Below are 21600 nucleotides of genomic sequence, written 5' to 3'. Positions count from 1 at the left end.
GACCTGCTCCCCTTAGTCCGCTATTTTGAGTTAGCTCTGTTCAGGTCTGGGTCTTTTACTAACCGTTGGTGATGCTCTCACGGAATGAGCCCGTCGAGGCTCGTGTGTGGGCGATGGGGATTGTAGTCCTCGCGCCAGGCAGAGAGCAGGTCCCGGGCTTGGCGCAGGTCGGCGAACAAATGCTCGCTGAGGCATTCGTCCCGCAGACGGCCATTGAAGCTTTCCACGAAGCCGTTCTGCATAGGTTTTCCGGGGGCGATGTAGTGCAATTCGACGCATCGCTCCTCCTGCCATTGCAAGATGGTGTTCGATGTTAGCTCCGTTCCATAGCACGTAGGGAAGAAGCGCCGCTGAGAGGTTCTAGCAGCTTCCGCAACCCTCAAATTGCGCAGCGGCTAGCCATAACCGGGTCTCAGGTCTCAACAGTGGTTTTGCATAACCACACCGCTGAGGAGACCGGCAATGGCGGCTATCTATGCTACCCTTGTCAACCGTGTTGGTCGCCATCGACATGAGGTTCTGATCAGCACTCCCGGCAAGTAGCGCCGCCGCCGCATATCGATCATGAACACGCTGGAAGATTTCGACCGCTTAGCCATAAATCCCGCCAGCTACGCCCGCAACAAGAGCTGCGGTTTGCCGGGAAGGCCCAGTAGGTCAGCCCACATCACACGTGAGCAAAATCGTGTTACTCGACTGGTTGTCGGTACATCTGTGGAATCACCACATACAAATCGACATGGCCGACACACTATTACTGCGGCGCAACGGCTGCGCACCGAACCGACCCGATCTGAGAAATCTGCAAACAGACACACCTTTCAATCTTGTGAGCCCGAGATTCTGGGTGGAAAACTCTGTATCACCTATTAGGTGACGATCTGGACGCTCGCCGATAGGTTGCGATTGGGAAGAAAAAAAATATACCCATGGAGAATACTGTTAAGGTTGCAGTTTCAGAACGCGCCGATCTACCTGATTATAAAGAAAATTTACTCGCTCACTCACTCACCGGGTAGAAAAACAAGTTAAATACGATTTCCGCCCTGCACAAATCCATGCGCGGCTCGGACCCGGACGCAGCGCTTTATTGGCTGGGCCGGATGCTGGAGGGCGGGGAGGACCCGCGCTACTTGATGCGGCGTATCACCCGCATGGCGGTTGAGGATGTTGGCCTCGCCGATCCGCAGGCGCAGGCTTTCTGCCTTCAGGCGTGGGAGACCTACGAGCGGCTTGGCAGCCCCGAGGGGGAGTTGGCCATCGCGCAGGCGCTGACCTATATTTGCCTCGCGCCGAAATCCAACGCCGTCTACAAAGCCTACAAAGGTGCCCGCAGGCTGGCCCGCAGCACCGGGTCAGAGCCGCCGCCCAAGCATATCCTCAATGCGCCGACCAAGCTGATGAAGGAGCAAGGCTACGGCAGCGGCTACGCCTATGACCACGACGCCGAAGACGGGTTCTCGGGGCAGAACTACTTTCCCGACACGATGGAGCGCCCCAGCCTTTACGAGCCGGTCGAACGTGGCTTCGAACGGGAGTTGAAAAAGCGACAGGATTACTTCGCGGGGCTGCGGGCTAAGCGGAAAACTTGACTCCGGGCCGCGCCCGCGCGATGGGGTGTCGATGATGAAAACACTGATCATGGTGGCGCTCGGCGGCGCTCTGGGCGCGTGCTTGCGCTACCTTGTCGGTCTGACCGTCGGCTTCCCGCTGGGCACGCTGGCGGTGAATGTCGCGGGCTCGCTCGCAATTGGGGTGGTCTGGGTTGCGCTGGCTGATAAGGCGCTGTTGCTGCCCTTTCTGATGACCGGCCTGCTGGGCGGCTTCACCACCTTTTCGGCGTTTTCACTCGACACGATGCGGCTGCTTGAAACAGGCCGCGCCGCTGTCGCATTTTCATATGTGGGGGCCTCAGTGATCTTGTCGCTGGCCGCCTGTTTGCTGGGCCTCTGGGTGGCCCGAGAGGTGTTGGCATGAGCCGCGTACAAACCATTACCGTCGCCGAGGGCGATGGCGACCAGCGGCTTGACCGTTGGTTCAAGCGGATGTTTCCGCAGATCAATCAGGGGCTCATCGAAAAGATGTGTCGCAAGGGCGAGATTCGCGTCGATGGGGGGCGGGTCAAGGCCAACACGCGGCTCGAAGCCGGCCAAGAGGTGCGCGTGCCGCCGCTGCCCGACAGCGCCCCGCCGCCGCCGCCAAAGCGGACGCGCATTACCGATGCTGATGCCAAGATGATCCGCAACTGCGTGATCTACCGCGACGAGCATGTCATCGCGCTGAACAAACCGCCGGGACTGGCCGTGCAGGGCGGCTCGGGGCAGGCGGATCGCCATGTCGATGCGTTGTCTGAGGCGTTGATCTTTGACGCCGAGGAAAAACCGCGTCTGGTGCACCGGCTTGACCGTGATACCTCGGGCGTACTGCTGCTTGCGCGGACCCGTCTGGCGGCCAAGGCGCTGACCGCAGCCATGCGGCACCGCGAAACGCGCAAGATTTACTGGGCCATCGTCGCCGGTGTGCCGACGCCGTACTTGGGCGAAATCAAATACGGTCTCGTGAAAGCCGGCGGTCATGGCCGCAGTGGCGAGGGCGAGAAGATGATCGCCGTGCATCCGCGCGATATGGATGACACGCCCGGCGCGAAACGGGCGCATACGCTCTATGCCACGCTGTTCCGCGTCGGCTCGCGCGCGTCTTGGGTGGCAATGGAGCCAGTCACCGGCCGCACGCACCAGCTGCGCGCGCATATGGCCGAGATCGGGCATCCGATTGTCGGCGATGGGAAGTACGGCGGCTCGGGGCAAGAGAACCTCGGCGACGGCTGGGGCGCGCAACTGGGCGGGATCATCTCGAAAAAGCTGCACCTGCACGCGCGGATGATGCGGTTTGAGCATCCCCATACCCGCAAGACGGTTACCATCACCGCTGAGTTGCCCGAACATATGGCGCATAGCTGGGACACCTTTGGCTGGACCGAAGATCTGGCCGACGAAGACCCCTTTGAGTCGCTGCAATGAGCAAGCCACTGCGTTTGGTGATCTTTGACGTTGACGGCACGCTGGTCGATAGCCAAGGCGATATCGTGGCTGCGATGACGGCAGCCTTTGCGGCAGTCGACGCGCCCGCGCCGAGCCGTGCCGAGATCCTGTCGATCGTCGGCCTGTCGCTTGATGTGGCAATGACCGTGCTGGCACCCACACGCCCGGCCGGCGATCACCTTGCGATGGTGGAGGCCTATAAGGCCGCCTATATGACTCTGCGGGCCGAGGTGGGCGTTGCGCAATCCTCGCCGCTTTATCCTGGCGCGCTGGACACGTTGCGGCGTCTTCATGGCGAACCGGAGGTGCTGTTGGGCGTGGCCACCGGCAAGTCGAAACGCGGGCTTGATAAGCTGATCGCCGGGCACGGGCTGGAAGGGCTTTTCATTACGCAGCAGGTCGCGGATTTTCATCCCTCCAAGCCGCATCCATCGATGATCCATCAGGCGATGGCCGATGCCGGGGTGGGGCCGGAGGCGACGGTGATGATCGGTGATACCTCTTTCGACATGGACATGGCCGCCGCCGCCCGGGTGACCGGGATCGGGGTCAAATGGGGCTATCACGGCCCGGAACGGTTGGCCGCTGCCGCGCATCTGGTTGAGGATTTCGCGGCGCTGCCCGCCCTGCTGGAACAAATCTGGAGCATTCCCGCATGAGTGACTGGAAAGCCAAACGCTTTTGGAAAGACGCCGCCGTGCTCGCGGTCGAGGACGGTTTCACCGTGGAATTGGATGGTCGCCGGGTGAAGACCCCGGCCAAGCGGCTTCTGACCCTGCCGACCCGCGCCATGGCCGATGCCGTGGCCGCCGAATGGCAGGCGCAGGAAAAGCAGATCGACCCCCGCACAATGCCGGTGACCAAAACCGCCAATGCCGCCATCGACAAAGTCGCGGTGCAAAAGGCCGAGGTCGTCGACATGCTGGCGGCCTATGGGGACAGTGACCTGCTGTGCTACCGCGCCGACAGCCCCGAAGAATTGGTCGCCCGGCAAGCAGCGCAGTGGGATCCGATGCTGGATTGGGCGGCAGAGACCCTTGGCGTCCGTTTGGAGCCGCGACAGGGCATCATGCATGCGCCGCAAACGCCCGAAGCCTTGGCCAAGTTGCACCGCCGAACGGCGCGGCTCGATGCGTTCGAATTGGCGGCATTTCATGACCTTGTCAGCCTGACCGGTTCGCTGATCCTTGGCTTTGCCGCGCTTGAACAAGCCTTTGACCCCGAAGAGATTTGGACCTTGTCGCGGCTGGATGAGAATTGGCAGGCCGAGCAGTGGGGCCGCGATGACATGGCCGAGCAAGAGGCCGAAATCAAGCGACAGGCGTTTTTACATGCATGTGCAATTATCGTGCTTTGCAAAGCTGCTTAACTTGATAAAAGCTTTGCCATGCGATGTGAAAACGCGCCCTGATTTTGCCCATCGCGCCCTTGACCTTCAAACCTGAATCCGCCCACACTGCTTTTCATTGAGCAGGGGGAACCCTGCGCAAGATCGCTTTCGGCGTCACCTGACGTCGGATTAACCGCCAGTGAACGTGGCGGACTATCAGGAAGAGGTAAAAATGAAAAAAACCGTAATTTTTGGCGCGCTGACCGTTGCTGGCCTTGCGGCCGGTGCTGCTGGTGCCGCCACGCTTGATGACGTCAAGGCCCGCGGCAAGCTGAACTGTGGCGTGACCACAGGCCTTGCAGGCTTTGCCGCGCCGAATGCCAACGGCGAATGGGAAGGTTTCGACGTGGCTGTGTGCCGTGCCGTTGCCGCCGCCGTACTGAGCGACAAGAACGCCGTGGAATTCGTGCCGACAACCGGCAAGACCCGCTTCACCGCGCTGGCCTCGGGCGAGATCGACTTCCTCGCACGGAACACCACATGGACCTTCAGCCGTGACACCGACCTGAAGTTCGACTTCATCGGCGTCAACTACTACGACGGTCAGGGCTTCATGGTCCCCAAAGCGCTTGGCGTTTCCTCGGCCAAGGATCTGGACGGCGCGACCGTCTGCATCCAGACCGGCACAACAACCGAGCTGAACCTCGCGGACTTCTTCCGCAAGAACAACATCAGCTATGAGCCCGTGCCTGTTGAAACCAACGCCGAAGGCCAGCAGCAGTACCTTGCCGGTGCCTGCGACACCTACACCACAGACGCATCCGGCCTTGCCGCGACACGCGCCACTTTTGAGAACCCCGGCGAGCACGTGCTGCTGCCCGAGATCATCTCGAAAGAGCCGCTCGGCCCGCTGGTCCGTCATGGCGACAACGACTGGGGCGACATCACCCGCTGGGTGCTGAACGCACTGATCGCTGCTGAAGAGCTGGGTGTCACGTCCGCCAACATCGAAGAGATGACCGGCAACACCAACAACCCTGAGATTGCTCGTCTTCTGGGCACCGAAGGTACCTTGGGTGAGATGATCGGCCTCGACGCCGAGTGGGCCAAGCGCGCCATCATGGCCGAAGGCAACTACGGCGAAATCTTTGCCAAGAACATCGGCGAAGAGACCCCGATCGGTCTGGCACGCGGGCTGAACGCCCAGTGGACAGACGGTGGCCTGCTCTACGCACCGCCCTTCCGCTAAATAGCAAGTCAAAGGGCGCAGGAATTCCTGCGCCCTTTGTGCCTCTGGGGGCGCGAAGTGCTTTGCGACACGAAAAACGGTCTAAAAACGACTGACAAAAACCCAACGAGACAATAAAAGCCTACGATCGAAGAAACGATCAACGACCAAAAATGATTCGGCCAAGGTGCGCCAAATGCACCAATAAAAAACAAGCCGGAACACAGGGATACATACATGACGACATTCTCCGACCCTCCCAAGGAGTCGTTCCGGCCATCTATGCTGTTGAGCGACACCCGCTATCGGTCGATTACCTTTCAGGTTATCGCACTTGCGCTGCTGGTCACGGCGATCTGGTATCTGGGATCGAACCTTGCCGCGAACCTTCGCGCCGCCGGGTTGAACATCTCTTTCCAGTTCCTCGGTAACCCCGCGGGCTATGACATCAACCAAACGCTGATCCCCTATACCAGCCAATCGTCGAACCTTCAGGCGGCTTGGGTCGGCATCATCAACACGCTGTTGGTGTCCTTCCTCGCCTGTATCACGGCCACAATCTTTGGCGTCATCGCCGGGGTTCTGCGCCTGTCGAACAACTGGCTTATCCGCAAGCTGATGGCAGGCTATGTCGAGATCTTCCGCAACATCCCGGTGCTGATCTGGATCCTGATCATCTACACCATCATGACCGCCGCGATGCCCGCGCCTTCGGCCTTCCGGGGCGATGATCCGGCGTCGAGCATGATGCTGGGGTCATTCGCCTTTACCAACCGGGGTGTCTATATCCCCGGTCCGGTCTGGGGGCCGGGCTCGATGATCGTGGTGGCGACCTTTGTCGCCTCGGTGATCGGTGTTTTTGCCTACCGCCGCTATGCGACGAAACTGCTTTATGACACCGGTCGCCTGCTGCCGATGCTTTGGCCCTCGGTCGCGATCTTGTTGCTGCCGACGATCATCATGTTCTTCATCATGGGCATGCCGATCGGGCTGGATTACCCCGCGCTCAAAGGGTTCAACTTCCGCGGCGGCATCCAGATTGGCGCACCGCTGATCGCGCTGTGGTTCGCCCTGTCGATTTACACCGGTGCTTTCATCGCCGAGAACGTCCGCGCGGGCATCCAAGCCGTCAGCAAAGGCCAATCCGAAGCCGCCGCTGCCTTGGGGCTGCGGTCGGGCCGGATCATGAACCTTGTGGTGCTGCCGCAGGCGCTGCGCGTAATCATCCCGCCGCTGATCTCGAACTACCTCAACATCACCAAGAACTCCTCGCTGGCGATCCTCGTGGGCTATGCCGACATCACCGCCACACTGGGCGGGATCACCCTGAACCAGACCGGGCGGGCGATCGAATGTGTCGTCTTGTTGATGCTCTTCTACCTCGTCATCTCGCTGGGCATCTCCATGGTGATGAACGTCTACAACAACGCAACGAAGCTGAAGGAGCGTTAAGCCATGTCAGACACACATGCTGAATCCATCGCCTTCGTGCGTGAAACCTCACTGCCGCCTTCGGCACCGCCGGACAAAGTGGGCGGCCCGGTGAAATGGGTAAAAGACAACCTCTTCCCGACATGGGCGAATGCCCTGCTGACGGTGGTGGCGCTTTATTTCCTCTATCTCTTGCTCGCCGGCTCATTGCCATGGCTGTTGAACGGCGTTTGGTCGGCAAGCAGCCTGTCTGAATGTCGCGAAGTACTGGACGGGGCTACGGGGGCCTGTTTCTCGGTGCTGAGCGAGCGTTGGCATCAGCTCCTGTTCGGGTTTAAATATCCCAGTGATCAATACTGGCGTCCGACCCTCGCGTTGGTGCTGCTGTTCCTTGCGGTGGCCCCGGTGCTCTTCATCGACCTGCCGCGCAAGCTGCTTTATTTCACTGGCGTCTACCCGTTTCTGGCCTTCTGGTTGATCTGGGGCGGTCCAATCTGGGGGCCGATCTTTGCCCTCCTGGGCGTGATCGCGGGCTATATCGTCTATAGCCGTCTGGTGCAGAAAAGCTTTGCCATGGCACTGGCGGGTGGCCTCGTTGCTGCGGTGATCGTCTGGTATATCGGTGGCTTCATCGGGGAGGCTTTGCGCCCCGCCTCGCCACTGCTGCAAGCGATCCCCAGCCGTGACCTTGGTGGCTTCATGCTAAACATGATGCTGGGCATCACCTGTGTGTCACTGTCGCTGCCGATCGGGATTGCGCTGGCTTTGGGGCGTCAGTCTCACCTGCCAATCGTCAAAGGCATCTGCGTGGTCTTTATCGAATTCGTCCGGGGCGTGCCGTTGATCACGCTCTTGTTCGTGGCGAACGTGATGCTCGCCTATTTCTTCCCGCCGGGCTCGGGCGTTGACCTCTTCATCCGTGTCGTGATCATGATCACCATGTTCTCTTCGGCCTATATCGCCGAGGTGATCCGGGGCGGTCTGGCCGCGCTGCCAAAGGGTCAATACGAGGCCGCCGATAGCCTTGGCCTTGATTACCCGCAGGCGATGCGGCTGATCATCCTGCCGCAGGCGCTGAAGATCTCGATCCCGGGCATCGTCAACATCGCAGTGGGCCTGTTCAAGGACACCACGCTGGTCTCGGTGATCTCGCTCTTCGATATCATCGGCATGATCCGCGGCCCGATCTTGGCCTCGACCGATTGGAACGGCGTCTACTGGGAGCTTTTCCTCTTTGCTTCCGTGCTGTTCTTCATCGTTTGCTACGGCATTTCTCAATACTCGCAGTGGCTGGAACGCCGTCTTGCGACTGACCATCGTTAAGGGAGGGTTCTCGCATGGCTGAGACCGCACAAATGAAAGTATCCGACGAAGTCGCGATTCGGATCGAGAACATGAACAAGTGGTATGGCGCGTTCCACGTGCTGCGCGACATTGACCTCACGGTGCACCGCGGCGAGCGTATCGTGATCTGCGGGCCTTCGGGTTCGGGCAAGTCAACGCTGATCCGCTGCATCAACGCTTTGGAAGAGCATCAGAAGGGCACCATCGAGGTCGACGGCACGCTGCTGAGTTCGGACCTCAAGAACATCGACAAGATCCGGTCAGAGGTCGGCATGTGCTTTCAGCACTTCAACCTCTTCCCGCATCTGACGATCCTTGAGAACTGCACGCTGGCGCCGATCTGGGTCCGCAAGACACCCAAAAAGGAAGCCGAGGAAACGGCGATGCACTTCCTTGAAAAGGTGAAGATCCCCGATCAGGCCAACAAGTACCCCGGTCAGCTTTCGGGTGGTCAGCAGCAGCGTGTGGCGATTGCCCGTTCGCTTTGCATGCGCCCGCGCATCATGCTTTTCGATGAGCCGACGTCGGCGCTTGATCCTGAGATGATCAAGGAAGTGCTCGACACGATGATCGAGCTTGCCGAAGAGGGTATGACCATGCTCTGCGTGACCCACGAGATGGGTTTTGCCCGTCAGGTGGCGAACCGGGTGATCTTTATGGACGAAGGCCAGATCGTTGAGCAGAACGAGCCGGAAGCCTTCTTCAACAACCCACAGAGCCCGCGCACACAGTTGTTCCTGAGCCAGATTCTGGGACACTAAGCCGCGCTGCGCCAGTACCGTGAACTAAACGCCCCGGCCAATCGGTCGGGGCGTTTGCGTTTCAGACCAGTTGCTTGGGCACGGTAAAGGCGCGCAACCCGCCGCTGCCGGGGGCGAGATCCGCCCAACTGTCGATATCGAAGTCCATCACCGTGGTCGCCCCCGAGGGATAGCGACCGAATGCATCTTGGTCGGGCGTGTCCTGCAACAGCGCCACCGCGGCGGCGGCAATGCCGGGGTTATGCGCGACAAGCAGCAGGGTGTCGCCAGACGTCCGTTGGCGCAGGGTCGCTATGATCTCATCAGGTTCGGCGAGGTAAAGCTGCCGCAGGTGCGTCACAGTGCAGCTTTCGGGTAGATCTAGAAGCGCGCAGGTTTCGCGCGTCCGCGCTGCCGTGGAACAGAGCACCGCATCAGGCAGCAGCCCTTCAGTCCGCAGCCAATTGCCAAGCGCTTCGGCAGCGCCGCGCCCGCGGTTGTTCAAGGGGCGATCGTGATCGCTGGTGCCGTGGGACCAGTCCGATTTGGCGTGTCGCATTAGGATCAGGCGGCGCATGTCATTCCTTTCACTGCTCGGCCCATCATAGGCGCGAAGCAGGGGCAGGGGGCAAGGGCTTTACCCCTTGCGAATAATGCTGCCCGCGCCGTGTTCGGTGAAGAGTTCCAACAGGCAGGCATTTGGCGCTCGACCATCGAGGATCACCGCCGCACGCACGCCACCTTCGAGCGCATCCAGCGCTGTCTGAACCTTGGGGATCATCCCGCCTGCAATGGTGCCATCGGCGATCATGTCGTTGATCTGGCTCGCCGTCAGGTCGGTCACCACCTCACCCGCGCCATCTTTGACGCCAGCCACGTCCGTGAGCAACAGCAGGCGATCAGCCTTCAGCGCGCCCGCAATGGCGCCTGCGGCAGTGTCGCCATTGATGTTATAGGTCTCACCGCCCCGGCCCATGCCAAGCGGTGCGATGACGGGAATGATGCCCTTGTCGGCAAAGTCGCGCAGGATGCGGGGGTTCACCTGTGTCGGGTTGCCGACGAGGCCCAGAGCGGGGTCTTCCGGCTCGCAAACGATCAGACCGCTGTCCTTGCCCGAGACGCCCACGGCGCGTCCCCCCTGTTCGGAAATCGCCTGCACGATCCGCGCATTAACGAGGCCCGAGAGCACCATCTCGACCACTTCCATGGTCGCGGCATCAGTGACCCGCTTGCCGTTCACGAATTCGGATTTGATGTTCAGCCGCGCCAGCATGTCGTTGATCATCGGGCCGCCGCCATGGACGATCACCGGGTTAACACCCACCTGCCGCATCAGCGCCACATCGCGGGCGAATTCATCCATCGCGTCGTCGCTACCCATCGCATGACCGCCCAGCTTGATGACCACGGTGGCATCGGCATAGCGTTGCAGGAAGGGCAGAGCTTGGCTGAGGGTTTGGGCGGTGGCGATCCAGTCGCGGTTCATGTCTTGCGTTCTCATCTGTTGACCCATGGGAAGCCGATAGCGGCGGAGGTGTTATACCAGCGTGGCGATGATGGCACGCAGGGTAGGGATGCCCCAGCCCTTTTCCGAAGACGTGACCACAATCTCGGGATAGGCGGCGGGGTGTTTGCTCAGCGCGTCTTTCACCTGCGTCAGGATTTTCTCGCGCTCGGCTTCTTTCACCTTGTCTGCCTTGGTCAGCACGACCTGAAAGGTCACGGCAGAGCTGTCGAGCAAGGACATGATCTCATTGTCGACCTTTTTGACGCCATGGCGCGCGTCGATCAGCACAAAGGCGCGGCGCAGGGTCTGACGGCCCGAAAGGTATTGCTTGAGCAGGCGCTGCCATTTCTCGACCACCGGCAGCGGCGCGTTGGCATAGCCATAGCCCGGCAGATCGACGAGGTAATGCTCTTCGCCCGCCGTGAAGAAGTTAATCTCCTGCGTGCGGCCCGGCGTGTTCGAGGCCCGCGCCAGTGCTTTCATGCCCGTCAGCGCGTTGATCAGCGTCGATTTGCCCACGTTGGAACGGCCCGCAAAGCAGACCTCCATCCGGTCTGGGGGCGGCAGCCCGTCCATCGCCACCACGCCTTTGACGAATGTCGTCTCACCGGCGAACAGCATGCGGCCTCTTTCGGCGCTTGGTGTGTCGGGCTCTTCGGCGATGGTGTAATTCACTTGCATCAGATTAGCTCCAGTTCGTCGCCCACGGCGATCTCTCCGCCGGTGGTGACGGTCAGGGTAACACCGAAGTCGCGGTGACCCAATTGGTCAAGTGCGGCGAGCGTATCGACGTCGCGCGCGCCGGTGTCGGTGTTTACGGTAGTGGCAAGGCAGCGGGTGATGCGTTTTGACACATGCAGCCGCGTCTCGCCGATTTTCAGGTCGCGCCCGATCCATTCGAACTCATCCCACGGGGCGGCCCCGTCAAACCAGATGTTGCCGCGCCAGCGGGCGGTTTGCAGCGGGCTGCCGACAAGCGCTTCGACTGCGGCATGGGAGGCAAGGCTATTGAGCGAGAGCGTCGGTTCGGCACTGTCAGTATAGCCGCGCCCGTCGAGCCGCAGGATATCTACGGGCGCTGCGCGGCCTTCGGCCACCAAGGGGCGCACCCAGTCGAGGAATGCGGCCTGTTCGCGATCGGGGTGAAAGGTGATTTCGCTGCGCGCCGGGTGGCGCAGGGTGAGCATCTCAGTCGTCTCATCCAGCTTGGCCGTGATCGCCTGCAACTGCGGCGACGATGCCCCCCGCGTGAAATTTAAGCACCGCGCCCAATCTCCGGGCGCGGCTTTGGATGCGTCATGGGCCACGGCCCAAAGGCGATCATAGGGCATCGACTGCCCGGCGCGCAGGGTCACACGCTCAACCGTCTCGCGGCCATGGGCCTTGAGCGGGTGTCGGTTGAGCGCGGTGACCTGCATTACTTTTTCGACTTGCCCGATTTGGGTTTGCTATCTGCATTGGCGGCATCACCCTTGGGCGTGCGTTTAAAGCCGCCTGCGATGTTGCCCCAGAGGTCAGGTTTGTACCCTTGGCTGCGCATGATCAGATACTGCTGAGTGAAGGTGATCGTGTTGTTCGCGATCCAGTAGACCACGAGGCCGCTCGCGAAACCGCCCAGCATGAACATGAAGACCCAAGGCATCCAAGCAAAGATCATCTGCTGCGTCGGATCGGTGGGGGCCGGGTTCAGCTTTTGCTGCAGGTACATGGAGATACCCAGCAGAAGCGGCAGAATACCGATGAACACCAGTGCCAGCATCGAGCCGGGCTCGGGGGCCGCATAGGGCAGCAGGCCCCAGAGGTTCATGATCGAGGTCGGATCAGGCGCGCTGAGGTCTTGGAACGGGCCAAAGAAGGGCGCGTGGCGCAATTCGATCGTGACAAAGATCACCTTGTAGAGCGAGAAGAAGATCGGGATTTGCAGAAGGATCGGCAGACAGCCCGCGGCGGGGTTCACCTTGTTCTTCTTGTAAAGCTCCATCATGCCCTGCTGCATCTTCTGACGGTCGTCGCCCGCATCTTTCTTCAGCTTTTCCATTTCGGGCTGAAGTTCCTTCATCCGCGCCATGGAGACGTAGGATTTATAGGCCAGCGGGAAGAGCAGCGCCTTAATCAGCAGTGTCAGGCCGATGATCGCAACGCCCATGTTGCCGATGAGCTGGTTGAGGTTGTGCAGCAGCCAAAAGATCGGCTTGGTCAGGAAAAAGAACCAACCCCAGTCGATGCTGTCGATGAATTTGGCGACACCGGAGGCTTGGTAATCCTGCAGGGTTTCCCACTCCTTCGCACCCGCGAAGAACTTGCTGGAGGTGCTCACGCTTTCGCCTGCCGCGACCGAGCGGGTCGGCTGGCGGGTGAAGGCACGGTAGGTGTCAGCGCGCGGGTCATAGGTGAGCGCCTGTTCAAAGGTCTCGCCCGCGTCGGGGATCAGTACGGCCTGCCAGTAGTGATCGGTGAAGCCAACCCAGCCCTCGGTGACGCCTTCGGTGACCACGGCGGGGCGGCCCCAGGTGCTGTTCACGTCGGCTTCGGCGATATCGTCCCAATCGACTTCGGAAAGCTCACCATTGGCCATGGCCACGGCACCTTCATGCAGGATGAAGAAGCTTTTCAGGTCTTCGGGCAGCCCGTGTTGCGCGATCATGCCGAAGGGGGCGAGGTTCACCGCGCCTTCGCCGTTGTTGGTCACGCTCTGGGTGATGTCGAACATATACTCGTCGTCGACCGAGATGGTGCGGGTAAAGACCTGACCGGCACCATTGTCCCAGCTTAATGTGACGGGGCTGTCGACGCCCAGTGTTTCGCCCTCGCTCAGGGTCCAGAGCGTATCGACACCCGGCACGGCATCGGGCGCAAGGCCAGAGCCTGCGGCCCAGCCGTGCAGCGCGTAATAGGCATCGCTCGATCCTTCGGGGGAGAGCAGGGTCACGATTTCGGCGTCTGCGTCGAGCGTGGTTTGGTAGTCGTTTAGTTTCAGGTCGTCGATCCGGCCACCCATCAGCGAGATGGAGCCGCTGACCTTGTCGGTCGCAATGGCCACGCGGGGGGCAGCCGCCAGAGCCGCGCGGCGGCCTTCGGGTGCGGCGCCTTCGCCATCCTCCGTGCCGGGCGCGGCAGCGGTGTCGGCGGTGGAGCCGGGGACCGAGGTGTCCTCGATGGTTTGGCTGGTCTCTGTGCCAGATTCTAGCGCAGGGTCGGCTTCGGGGGGCGGGAACAGGAGGAACCACACGAGGATGACGGCAAAGCTGAGCGCCGTGGCAAGGATGAGATTCTTGTTCTGTTCGTCCATGGGGACCGCCACCTGATGTCTTTGAATATCACGGGGGTTCAACAGAGTGCGGGGCCAAAGGTCAAGTGGAATCGGGTAAGGTTAGGGGCGATGTTGCGTGGTTTTGGCCCATCTGGCATGGGTTTTGCGGAGTTTCGCCGGGGGCGGTTGCAGGCAGTCCGTGGCACTGGCTTTGGCCGGGGCCGGGGCTGAAGGGGTTTGGCGGAGGGGCGTATCATCGGCTCGGGGCAGCTACGGCGTGCTACATTTGGGGCGTGCAGACCGGACGAGGGCGGCGCCGCTATGTGGCGCGCCCGTTCATAATGCGGGGGACATCTTGCAGTTTTGCATTGTGGCGGGCGATCCAATCAAGGGTTTGTTCAAAAGGCATGGGCCGGGCGATGCCGAAGCCTTGCACATGGTCACAGCCGAGCTGGGCCAGCAGGACATGCTCCCCCACCGTCTCCACCCCTTCGGCAAGGGTTTCGACACCCAGTCGTTCGGCCATGGTTAGGATCGCGCTGATCATGCGTTGCTGATCGGGGTCGCGATCGGCCTTCATGACAAAGGAACGATCGATTTTGATCCGGCTTACCGAAAAGCGGCGGATGGACGCGATGGAGGCATGACCGGTACCGAAATCATCAAGGTCAATGCGGCAACCGAGCTTGCGCAGGGCATTTATGTTTCGGGTGATCACATCATCGGCGGCAGAAGCGACGACCGTTTCCAGTACTTCGATTGCGAGCCTTTCGGGGGATAAATCAAAACGGTCCAACTCCCATGTGATTTTGTCGATGAGCTGAGGGTTGGCAAGTTCGCCGCCTGCGAAATTCACCCCGATTTGGGGCACTTCGGTGCCGGAACTGTCCCAGGCTTTGAGCGCAGCGAAGGAATGATACATCATCACCTCGGCCAAACGCTCCAACAGGCCAGCTTCTTCGACGGCGGGCAGGAAATCGGAGGGCGGGATCATGCCTTGGACCGGGTGGTTCCAGCGCGCCAGTGCTTCAAAGCCGGTGATTTGGCCGGTGTCGGTTGAGATCTGCGGCTGGAACCATGGTTGAATCTGCCCGCTGTCCAATGCCTGCGCGACCTCCTCGCGGAGTTCTACGCGGCTTTCGGTTTCCCGGCGCATCTGATCAGAGAAGGCGCGGATGGAAGATGGCCCGCGCCGCTGGCCGCTGCGCAGCGCCGTGGCGGCGGCGGCAAGCCAAGCGGAGCCATCACCACCCGGGGCGCGGGTGTTGAGGCAAAATCCGACGGAGGCCGTGAGATAGATCGTAACCCCATCGACAAAGAACGGTTCTTCCAAAGTGGCCTGAAGCCGCCCGGCGAGTTGAATGCAAAGCTCAAGATCAAGCTGGCGGACCGGAGCCGTGCAGATGGCGAAACGTGCTTCGCCCATCTTGCCGATGATATCGTCATCCCGCAGGGCGCTGTGCAACCGTTCGCCGCTTTGCCGCGCAATCGTATCTGCGGCAGATTGGCCGTAACGTTCGATAATCTGGTCAAAATCCTCAAGCGCGATAAAGCATGTTGCCGCCAAGCGGCCCTGTGTTCGGGCGCTTTGAAAGACCTGTTCGGTCAGCTCTTCAAAGGTGCTGCGCTGTAGTATGGCGGTGTGTGCGTCACGGGGTAACGTCGCCCCCTCGCCAAACCGCTGCCCTGTAAGAAAAAGAAGTGGCAGCGCGGCGGAGACACCAATCAGGGCCATTTCACCGCCAATCCAAAACGCCAGCAATGACATCGCGGGGAGAAAGGCCAGAGCGGCCTGACCGCTAAGCAAAGCGGCGAGCGACTGGCGCAGTTGCCTGAGCCCAGTGGTGCGGTAATGTGCCATCGCGATATCCCTCTTCAATGCGCGCCATGCCTGCGCCGATGGGGGTGGGATATCGCCTTTAGGGTGTGTCGTGGGTTAACAGAGACCGGTTTTTCGTGGATTATTATCTAAAATTGTTCTTGCTATGTACTCTCAATGTTCCGCGCAAGCCCGGCAAAGTCGAAAAGCCGAGGATCCAGCAAATGTGAGGGCCGGGCGTTCATCAGGGCGCGGAACATAACTTGCCGACGACCGGGGCTATTGGCCTCCCATCCGTCGAGAATCGCCTTGACCTGCTGGCGTTGAAGCCCGTCCTGCGACCCGCAAAGATCGCAGGGAATGATCGGGTAATTCATCGCCGTGGCAAAGCGTTCGCAATCGCTTTCAGCCACATGGGCGAGGGGGCGGTAGAGGAACAGATCGCCTTCTTCGTTTACCAATTTGGGCGGCATCGTCGCCAGCCGTCCGCCGTGGAAAAGGTTCATGAAAAAGGTTTCAAGGATGTCATCCCGATGATGCCCCAGCACCACGGCGGAGCAGCCCTCCTCCCGCGCGATCCGGTAGAGATTGCCGCGGCGCAGGCGGCTGCAAAGGGCGCAGAAGGTGCGTCCGGCAGGGATCTTGTCCATCACGATTGAGTAGGTGTCTTGATATTCGATGCGATGCGGAACGCCCATCTTTTTAAGGAATTCCGGCAGCACGGTGGCCGGAAAGTTCGGCTGGCCTTGATCGAGGTTGCAAGCCAGAAGCTCGACAGGCAGCAGGCCGCGCCATTGCAATTCATGCAAGACCGCGAGCAGGGTATAGCTGTCTTTTCCGCCGGAAAGGCAGACCAGCCACTTGGGCTTCGGCGCGCCCTCGGCGGTCGGCTCGACCATGCCGTACTGGTCAATCGCCTCGCGGGTCATGCGGACGATGCGTTTGCGCAGTTTCTTGAATTCGGTGCTTTGCGGTGCGCCGGCAAAGAGGGGGTGAATCTCGTTGGTTTCGTCCAGCATCGTCGGTCTCTCACTATCTGCTTGGCTTCACCTAGGGCATTTTACCCCTTTGCTGCAAGCGTGGCGCTAGTCTGGGACGTTGTCGATCCCGCTGTGGCCCCACGGGTGGCAGCGGGCGATGCGCCGCGCGGCCAGCCATCCACCCCGCAGCCCGCCGTGTTTTTGCAAAGCTTCCAACGCATAGGCGCTGCAGGTGGGCTGGTAGCGGCAATTGTATCCGACCCACGGGCTGAAAAGCAGCCGGTAGCCGCGCACCGGGAGGGCGAGCAGCGTCGCAAAGGGGGTCATTTGCGTGCCCCGTGCAGGATATCGAGCGCGCGGGTGAGATCGGCAAGCAATTGCTCGAAAGGCAGGGCCGCCGTCGCCTCCCGCCGCCCGACAAAGACATAGTCCATGCCCGCTTGGCCCGTCTGCGGCAGGGTCAGCCGTGCGATTTCACGCAAGCGGCGCTTGGCGCGGTTGCGGGCAACGGCGTTGCCGACCTTTTTCGAGCAGGTAAATCCCACGCGAATGGGCGCCGCGCTGGGCTCTTCCTCCCGGCGGGGTCGCATTTGCAGGATGAATCCCGGGGTCGCCACACGTTTGGCGCGGCTTGCACGCTGGAAATCCGCTCGTTTGGTCAGGGTTTCCAAACGCAGAGAAACCGCCGGGGCAGGGTTCCCCTTTGTGGCGCAAGTGCCATTCAAGGGTGCCTCCGGCGGTGTCATATTCTGGTTCCGAAGATCGAGGGCGCTTACGCGCTCAGCGATTTCCGGCCCTGTGCGCGGCGTGCATTGATGATCTTACGGCCGGCTTTGGTGGCCATGCGCGCGCGGAAACCATGGCGCCGCTTGCGCACGAGGTTCGAGGGTTGAAAGGTGCGTTTCATCGCTCCGTCTCCATCTAAAGCTGGCTGGGCACGGAATCACTTGAAGGGTTCCACCGCGGCCAGCGTCAATTCAAGCCCGTCCTCTAATGCGGCGGGGCGCGCAAGTCAAACCCTCTGAGGCGGAAAAACTGCGCTTTGCAACAAAATGCCGGTCAGAAGGGCGCGGTTTGTTTCAGTTCGCCCTTCTACCCTGCGAAATCGGGGCTCTGGGCACAAGTCCTATCAAGCGCGCGTGAGGAGCCTGTTCCTGCGCGCTGCTTCACGCCATCATTAAGGAAACGGAAAATGGTCTGACGTAGGCCTAATGAAAGTGTTGAAATGAGCCGCAAAGATCAAAGTAAGCCCGCGCTGATGCGTTACCTGCCCCTTGCGGTGATCCTAGCGGTCGCCGCCATCGGCGCGTTTACCCTGCGTGATTACCTGAGTTTCGACGCCCTGCGTGAGAATCGCGAGGCGCTGATCGCCTTTCGCGACAACAACTACCTGCTGACCGCGCTGGCCTTTGTTGCGGCCTATGTGGTGATCGTGGCTTTTTCGCTGCCGGGGGCCACGGTGGCCACGCTAACGGGCGGCTTTCTGTTCGGTCTGTTTCCGGGCGTCCTTTATAACGTGGGGGGGGCGACGTTGGGCGCGATTGTGATCTTTTTGGCCGCACAATGGGGGCTGGGCGACCGGCTGAAGGCGCGGATGGATGCCTCTGAGGGGGTGGTGCGTAAGATCAAAGCGGGGATCGACGACAACCAATGGTCGATGCTCTTTTTTATTCGGCTTGTGCCGGTGGTTCCGTTCTTCGTCGCGAATCTCGTCCCTGCTTTTCTTGGCGTGCCACTGTTTCGCTTCGCGATCTCCACGTTCTTTGGCATCATGCCGGGGGCGCTGGTCTTTACCTCTGTCGGGGCTGGGCTAGGTGCAGTCTTTGCCCGAGGCGAGACGCCCGACCTCGGGATCATCTTTGAACCCCATATTTTGCTGCCCATTCTGGGCCTTTGCGTTCTGTCGCTGCTGCCTGTGGCGATCAAGACATTTACCGGCAAGAAGGATCTGCTGAAATGACCAACCGTATCAAGACCGACGTTCTGATCATCGGCGCAGGCTCTGGCGGGTTGTCGGTGGCGGCAGGTGCCGTGCAGATGGGCGCGGATGTGACCCTGCTGGAAGGGCATAAAATGGGCGGCGATTGCCTGAACTATGGCTGTGTGCCGTCGAAGGCGCTGATCAAGACCGGCAAGACCGCCTATGCTCAACAGCATAGCGCGCAGTACGGCGTGGAGGCGGCCGCCGGAGCGGTGGATTACGCGGCCGCCAAGGATCACGTGGCCAATGTGATCTCGCAAATTGCGCCGGTCGATTCGGTTGAGCGGTTTGAGGGTTTGGGCGTGCGGGTGATCTGCGAATACGGGCGCTTCATTTCCGATAAAGAGGTGCAGGCGGGTGATACGATCATCACCGCGCGGCGCATCGTCGTGGCCACCGGATCCTCTCCGCTGGTGCCGCCGATTCCGGGGTTGGAGGATGTGCCTTATGAGACCAACGAAACCCTCTTTGAACTACGGGAGAAGCCGGAGCATTTGATTATTATTGGGGGTGGCCCCATCGGCATCGAGATGGCGCAGGCCCATGTGCGATTGGGCTGCAAAGTCACCGTGATCGAAGGTAGTCGCGCGCTTGGCAAGGATGACCCCGAATTGTCCGAGGTGGTTTTGCAGACCCTGCGGGACGAGGGAGTGGCCTTTGAAGAAGGCAGCGATGCCGCCAAGGTCAGTGGCGCGGCGGGGGCGATCACGGTCGAGACCAAGGATGGCCGTGTGGTCAAGGGCTCACATCTGCTGATGGCCGTGGGACGCAAGAGCAATATCGACCAGCTCGACCTTGATAAAGCGGGGGTGGAAACCACCAAAGCAGGCATCAAAGTCGATGACAGCCTGCGCAGCAGCAACCGCCGGGTCTATGCCATCGGCGATGTGGCAGGCGGGCTGCAATTCACCCATGTGGCGGGCTATCACGCCGGGGTTGTGATCCGCTCGATCCTTTTTGGACTGCCGAGCAAGACCAAGTTGCATCATATTCCATGGGTCACCTATGCCGCGCCGGAACTGGCGCAGGTCGGGCTGACCGAGGCGCAGGCGCGGGAAGAACATGGCGACAAACTGGAGGTCGTGCGTTTTCACTATAACCATAACGACCGCGCCATCGCCGAACGTCAGACCAAAGGGTTCATCAAGGTCATGGTTGTCAAGGGCCGCCCGGTCGGGGCCAGCATCGTCGGCCATCAGGCGGGTGAACTGATCACCCTGTGGTCACTTGCGCTGGTCAATAACATGAAGATGAGCCAGATTGCCGCTATGGTCGCCCCTTACCCCACGATCTCGGAAATCAACAAACGCGCGGCGGGGGCCTATTTCAGTCCGCGCCTCTTTGAAAGCGCGTTGGTTAAAACGGTTGTGCGCGCCGTGCAGCGCCTGTTGCCCTGAGATAGCTCATGATTCACTCGCTCTCTGGCCGTTTGCTGATCCTCACCACCATCTTTGTGATGCTGGCCGAAGTGCTGATTTTCGTCCCCTCCATCGCGCGGTTCCGCGAGGAATATATGCTGACCCGGCTAGAGCGGGCGCAGATCGCGTCGCTGGCGCTTTTGGCCGACGATATGCTCGACCCGGAGTTGGAGGCGGAGCTGCTGCGCAACGCCGAGGTCTTCAACGTGGTGCTGCGCCGGGACGAGGCGCGGCAACTGGTGCTGGCCTCTCCGATGCCACGCATGGTGTCGCAAACCTATGATCTGCGCGATGCCTCGGCGACTGTGTTGATCCGCGATGCCATGCTGCGATTGTTCCGGCCCGGTAATGAGGTGGTCCGCGTGATCGGCGCCCCGGTGCGCGAGGCGGGGCTGTTGATCGAAGTCACGATGGAGACCGCGCCGATGCGTGTCGCCATGCTCGACTACGGGATTCGCATCCTCATCCTCTCGGCAGTGATCTCTGTCATTACGGCGGTGCTTTTGTTCTTTGCCATGCGGGCTTTGCTGCTCAAGCCGATCAAGCGGGTGGCAGGGCATATGCAGCGCTATGCCGCCGCGCCCGAGGACGCCCGGCGGATCATTGAGCCCTCCGCCAGTGTCACCGAATTGCGCGAGGCTGAAGTGGCGCTGCAGAAGCTCCAGACGGACCTGACACAGGCGCTGAAACAAAAAGAGCGTTTGGCCCAATTGGGCAGCGCGGTCAGCAAGATCAGCCATGATCTGCGCAATATCCTCACCTCGGCGCAGCTGTTCACCGACCGGATCGAGATGTCCGAAGACCCAGCGGTCAAACGCATGGCGCCCAAGCTCGTCAGTTCCATCACCCGTGCGGTGCACCTATGCGAATCGACACTGGCTTTCGGCAAGGCCGAAGAGCCGGGACCGACGCTGACCCTCATGCTGCTGGAAGAACTGGTGGAAGAGGTCATCGATGGCGAACGCCTTGCCGACCCCGAAAGCGACATCAGCTTTGCCGCCGACATCCCCGCGAATCTGACCGTGCGTGCGGACCCCGAACAAATGTACCGCGTGCTGGCCAATCTGATGCGGAACGCCCGGCAGGCGATTACCGCCACCGGCAAACCGGGCGAAGTCTATTTGCGGGCTGAAGATATGAGCGATGCGTGGTGCATCACCGTCAGCGATACCGGCCCCGGCCTGCCACCGAAAGCGCGCGAGCACCTCTTTACCGCGTTTCAAGGCGGTGCGCGCAAAGGTGGGTCGGGCTTGGGTCTGGTGATCGCATCCGAACTGGTGCGCGGTCACGGCGGCACCTTGGCCCTGCGCAGCAGTGGGCCGGAAGGGACGGTTTTTGACATAACGCTGCCCAAGGGGGACGGCACCCTATAGATTTTCGCAGAAAATTGCATTTCCTCAAAACGAGGGCTTGCAACTCCCCGGGGCTAAGACTAAACCCCCGCTCAGTGGACCGATAGCTCAGCTGGATAGAGTACCTGACTACGAATCAGGGGGTCGGGGGTTCGAATCCTCCTCGGTCCGCCACTACC

Annotated in this window: 21 protein-coding genes, 1 tRNA gene and 2 pseudogenes; 13 read left to right on the top strand and 11 right to left on the bottom strand. The window is 60.8% G+C overall.

What is annotated here, in order from left to right:
* Nucleotides 1–77: 77 nt before the first annotated feature.
* Nucleotides 78–326 (bottom strand): annotated as a pseudogene (locus tag O4H31_RS15065) (integrase core domain-containing protein); the annotation flags it as partial.
* Nucleotides 327–1031: 705 nt separating this feature from the next.
* Here O4H31_RS15065 and O4H31_RS15060 point away from each other — a divergent pair.
* The 9 genes and pseudogenes from O4H31_RS15060 to O4H31_RS15020 all read left to right on the top strand — a co-directional run.
* Nucleotides 1032–1592, top strand: a pseudogene (locus tag O4H31_RS15060) (replication-associated recombination protein A); the annotation flags it as partial.
* Nucleotides 1593–1623: 31 nt separating this feature from the next.
* Nucleotides 1624–1977: a fluoride efflux transporter FluC gene (locus tag O4H31_RS15055; RefSeq protein ID WP_120351821.1), complete on the top strand. Its 354-nt coding sequence runs from the start codon at nt 1624–1626 to the stop codon at nt 1975–1977.
* Nucleotides 1974–3020 carry an RluA family pseudouridine synthase gene (locus O4H31_RS15050; protein ID WP_067622210.1) on the top strand — a complete coding sequence of 349 codons (1047 nt, stop codon included), beginning with the start codon at nt 1974–1976 and terminating at the stop codon, nt 3018–3020. The genes O4H31_RS15055 and O4H31_RS15050 overlap by 4 nt, the downstream gene beginning before the upstream one ends.
* Entirely contained in the window at nt 3017–3700 is a 684-nt protein-coding gene (locus O4H31_RS15045) for an HAD-IA family hydrolase (RefSeq protein ID WP_269347053.1), read from the top strand. Before O4H31_RS15050 ends, O4H31_RS15045 begins: the two co-directional genes overlap by 4 nt.
* Nucleotides 3697–4410: an ATP12 family chaperone protein gene (locus tag O4H31_RS15040; protein WP_269347052.1), complete on the top strand. Its 714-nt coding sequence runs from the start codon at nt 3697–3699 to the stop codon at nt 4408–4410. Before O4H31_RS15045 ends, O4H31_RS15040 begins: the two co-directional genes overlap by 4 nt.
* A gap of 193 nt (nt 4411–4603) precedes the next feature.
* Nucleotides 4604–5620 carry an amino acid ABC transporter substrate-binding protein gene (locus O4H31_RS15035; protein WP_067622203.1) on the top strand — a complete coding sequence of 339 codons (1017 nt, stop codon included), beginning with the start codon at nt 4604–4606 and terminating at the stop codon, nt 5618–5620.
* A gap of 216 nt (nt 5621–5836) precedes the next feature.
* Entirely contained in the window at nt 5837–7051 is a 1215-nt protein-coding gene (locus O4H31_RS15030; RefSeq protein ID WP_269347051.1) for an amino acid ABC transporter permease, read from the top strand.
* Between the two features lie 3 nt (nt 7052–7054).
* Nucleotides 7055–8353, top strand: a complete 1299-nt coding sequence (locus O4H31_RS15025) for an amino acid ABC transporter permease (RefSeq protein ID WP_067627541.1) — start codon at nt 7055–7057, stop codon at nt 8351–8353.
* A gap of 14 nt (nt 8354–8367) precedes the next feature.
* Nucleotides 8368–9135 carry an amino acid ABC transporter ATP-binding protein gene (locus O4H31_RS15020; protein WP_067916165.1) on the top strand — a complete coding sequence of 256 codons (768 nt, stop codon included), beginning with the start codon at nt 8368–8370 and terminating at the stop codon, nt 9133–9135.
* Nucleotides 9136–9196: 61 nt separating this feature from the next.
* Here the strand turns inward: O4H31_RS15020 and O4H31_RS15015 are convergent, their stop codons facing one another.
* From O4H31_RS15015 to rpmH, 10 genes are all read right to left on the bottom strand, one after another.
* Nucleotides 9197–9691, bottom strand: a complete 495-nt coding sequence (locus tag O4H31_RS15015) for a SixA phosphatase family protein (RefSeq protein WP_269347048.1) — start codon at nt 9689–9691, stop codon at nt 9197–9199.
* Between the two features lie 60 nt (nt 9692–9751).
* On the bottom strand, nt 9752–10615 hold the full coding sequence (gene argB, locus O4H31_RS15010) for an acetylglutamate kinase (protein ID WP_269347046.1): 864 nt from the start codon (nt 10613–10615) through the stop codon (nt 9752–9754).
* Between the two features lie 36 nt (nt 10616–10651).
* Nucleotides 10652–11302 carry a ribosome biogenesis GTP-binding protein YihA/YsxC gene (gene yihA, locus O4H31_RS15005; RefSeq protein ID WP_269347044.1) on the bottom strand — a complete coding sequence of 217 codons (651 nt, stop codon included), beginning with the start codon at nt 11300–11302 and terminating at the stop codon, nt 10652–10654.
* Entirely contained in the window at nt 11302–12039 is a 738-nt protein-coding gene (locus O4H31_RS15000; RefSeq protein ID WP_269347042.1) for an MOSC domain-containing protein, read from the bottom strand. Before O4H31_RS15000 ends, yihA begins: the two co-directional genes overlap by 1 nt.
* Nucleotides 12039–13910, bottom strand: coding sequence for a membrane protein insertase YidC (yidC, locus tag O4H31_RS14995; protein WP_269347040.1), 1872 nt, complete (start codon nt 13908–13910; stop codon nt 12039–12041). Before yidC ends, O4H31_RS15000 begins: the two co-directional genes overlap by 1 nt.
* Before the next feature lie 280 nt (nt 13911–14190).
* Nucleotides 14191–15732 carry a putative bifunctional diguanylate cyclase/phosphodiesterase gene (locus O4H31_RS14990; protein WP_269347038.1) on the bottom strand — a complete coding sequence of 514 codons (1542 nt, stop codon included), beginning with the start codon at nt 15730–15732 and terminating at the stop codon, nt 14191–14193.
* A 122-nt stretch (nt 15733–15854) separates the two neighbouring features.
* A complete protein-coding gene (gene ttcA / locus O4H31_RS14985) occupies nt 15855–16709 on the bottom strand; it encodes a tRNA 2-thiocytidine(32) synthetase TtcA (protein WP_269347036.1) in 855 nt (284 codons plus the stop codon).
* A gap of 66 nt (nt 16710–16775) precedes the next feature.
* The gene (yidD, locus tag O4H31_RS14980) at nt 16776–16997 is read right to left on the bottom strand and encodes a membrane protein insertion efficiency factor YidD (RefSeq protein WP_269347033.1); all 222 of its coding nucleotides are present in this window, start codon (nt 16995–16997) and stop codon (nt 16776–16778) included.
* Nucleotides 16994–17416, bottom strand: a complete 423-nt coding sequence (gene rnpA / locus O4H31_RS14975) for a ribonuclease P protein component (protein ID WP_269347031.1) — start codon at nt 17414–17416, stop codon at nt 16994–16996. The genes yidD and rnpA overlap by 4 nt, the downstream gene beginning before the upstream one ends.
* Nucleotides 17417–17442: 26 nt before the next feature.
* On the bottom strand, nt 17443–17577 hold the full coding sequence (rpmH, locus tag O4H31_RS14970; RefSeq protein ID WP_007118882.1) for a 50S ribosomal protein L34: 135 nt from the start codon (nt 17575–17577) through the stop codon (nt 17443–17445).
* Nucleotides 17578–17895: 318 nt separating this feature from the next.
* Here rpmH and O4H31_RS14965 point away from each other — a divergent pair, with 318 nt between their 5' ends.
* The 4 genes from O4H31_RS14965 (at nt 17896) to O4H31_RS14950 (ending at nt 21595) form a co-directional block, all read left to right on the top strand.
* Nucleotides 17896–18630: a TVP38/TMEM64 family protein gene (locus O4H31_RS14965; RefSeq protein ID WP_269347027.1), complete on the top strand. Its 735-nt coding sequence runs from the start codon at nt 17896–17898 to the stop codon at nt 18628–18630.
* Nucleotides 18627–20048, top strand: a complete 1422-nt coding sequence (locus O4H31_RS14960) for a dihydrolipoyl dehydrogenase family protein (RefSeq protein WP_269347024.1) — start codon at nt 18627–18629, stop codon at nt 20046–20048. The genes O4H31_RS14965 and O4H31_RS14960 overlap by 4 nt, the downstream gene beginning before the upstream one ends.
* A gap of 8 nt (nt 20049–20056) precedes the next feature.
* On the top strand, nt 20057–21442 hold the full coding sequence (locus tag O4H31_RS14955) for a sensor histidine kinase (protein WP_269347023.1): 1386 nt from the start codon (nt 20057–20059) through the stop codon (nt 21440–21442).
* Nucleotides 21443–21518: 76 nt separating this feature from the next.
* A tRNA-Arg gene (locus O4H31_RS14950) sits at nt 21519–21595 on the top strand.
* Nucleotides 21596–21600: the final 5 nt, after the last annotated feature.

It is taken from the genome of Sulfitobacter dubius (assembly GCF_027214245.1).
GTDB classification, from domain to species: Bacteria; Pseudomonadota; Alphaproteobacteria; order Rhodobacterales; family Rhodobacteraceae; genus Sulfitobacter; species Sulfitobacter dubius_A.
Note: the sequence above shows the minus strand (reverse complement) of the source record. Positions and strands in the feature narration are given on the sequence as shown.

Bases quoted from the DNA above. Each gene is read 5' to 3' on its own strand.
- argB (WP_269347046.1), bottom strand. From the start codon at position 10,615: ATGAGAACGCAAGACATGAACCGCGACTGGATCGCCACCGCCCAAACC.
- O4H31_RS15025 (WP_067627541.1), top strand. From the start codon at position 7,055: ATGTCAGACACACATGCTGAATCCATCGCCTTCGTGCGTGAAACCTCA.
- yidC (WP_269347040.1), bottom strand. From the start codon at position 13,910: ATGGACGAACAGAACAAGAATCTCATCCTTGCCACGGCGCTCAGCTTT.
- O4H31_RS15030 (WP_269347051.1), top strand. From the start codon at position 5,837: ATGACGACATTCTCCGACCCTCCCAAGGAGTCGTTCCGGCCATCTATG.
- O4H31_RS14965 (WP_269347027.1), top strand. From the start codon at position 17,896: ATGAGCCGCAAAGATCAAAGTAAGCCCGCGCTGATGCGTTACCTGCCC.
- O4H31_RS15000 (WP_269347042.1), bottom strand. From the start codon at position 12,039: ATGCAGGTCACCGCGCTCAACCGACACCCGCTCAAGGCCCATGGCCGC.
- O4H31_RS14990 (WP_269347038.1), bottom strand. From the start codon at position 15,732: ATGGCACATTACCGCACCACTGGGCTCAGGCAACTGCGCCAGTCGCTC.
- O4H31_RS15045 (WP_269347053.1), top strand. From the start codon at position 3,017: ATGAGCAAGCCACTGCGTTTGGTGATCTTTGACGTTGACGGCACGCTG.
- O4H31_RS15050 (WP_067622210.1), top strand. From the start codon at position 1,974: ATGAGCCGCGTACAAACCATTACCGTCGCCGAGGGCGATGGCGACCAG.
- ttcA (WP_269347036.1), bottom strand. From the start codon at position 16,709: ATGCTGGACGAAACCAACGAGATTCACCCCCTCTTTGCCGGCGCACCG.
- O4H31_RS14960 (WP_269347024.1), top strand. From the start codon at position 18,627: ATGACCAACCGTATCAAGACCGACGTTCTGATCATCGGCGCAGGCTCT.
- O4H31_RS15055 (WP_120351821.1), top strand. From the start codon at position 1,624: ATGATGAAAACACTGATCATGGTGGCGCTCGGCGGCGCTCTGGGCGCG.
- yihA (WP_269347044.1), bottom strand. From the start codon at position 11,302: ATGCAAGTGAATTACACCATCGCCGAAGAGCCCGACACACCAAGCGCC.
- rnpA (WP_269347031.1), bottom strand. From the start codon at position 17,416: ATGACACCGCCGGAGGCACCCTTGAATGGCACTTGCGCCACAAAGGGG.
- O4H31_RS15020 (WP_067916165.1), top strand. From the start codon at position 8,368: ATGGCTGAGACCGCACAAATGAAAGTATCCGACGAAGTCGCGATTCGG.
- yidD (WP_269347033.1), bottom strand. From the start codon at position 16,997: ATGACCCCCTTTGCGACGCTGCTCGCCCTCCCGGTGCGCGGCTACCGG.
- O4H31_RS14955 (WP_269347023.1), top strand. From the start codon at position 20,057: ATGATTCACTCGCTCTCTGGCCGTTTGCTGATCCTCACCACCATCTTT.
- O4H31_RS15035 (WP_067622203.1), top strand. From the start codon at position 4,604: ATGAAAAAAACCGTAATTTTTGGCGCGCTGACCGTTGCTGGCCTTGCG.
- O4H31_RS15040 (WP_269347052.1), top strand. From the start codon at position 3,697: ATGAGTGACTGGAAAGCCAAACGCTTTTGGAAAGACGCCGCCGTGCTC.
- rpmH (WP_007118882.1), bottom strand. From the start codon at position 17,577: ATGAAACGCACCTTTCAACCCTCGAACCTCGTGCGCAAGCGGCGCCAT.
- O4H31_RS15015 (WP_269347048.1), bottom strand. From the start codon at position 9,691: ATGCGCCGCCTGATCCTAATGCGACACGCCAAATCGGACTGGTCCCAC.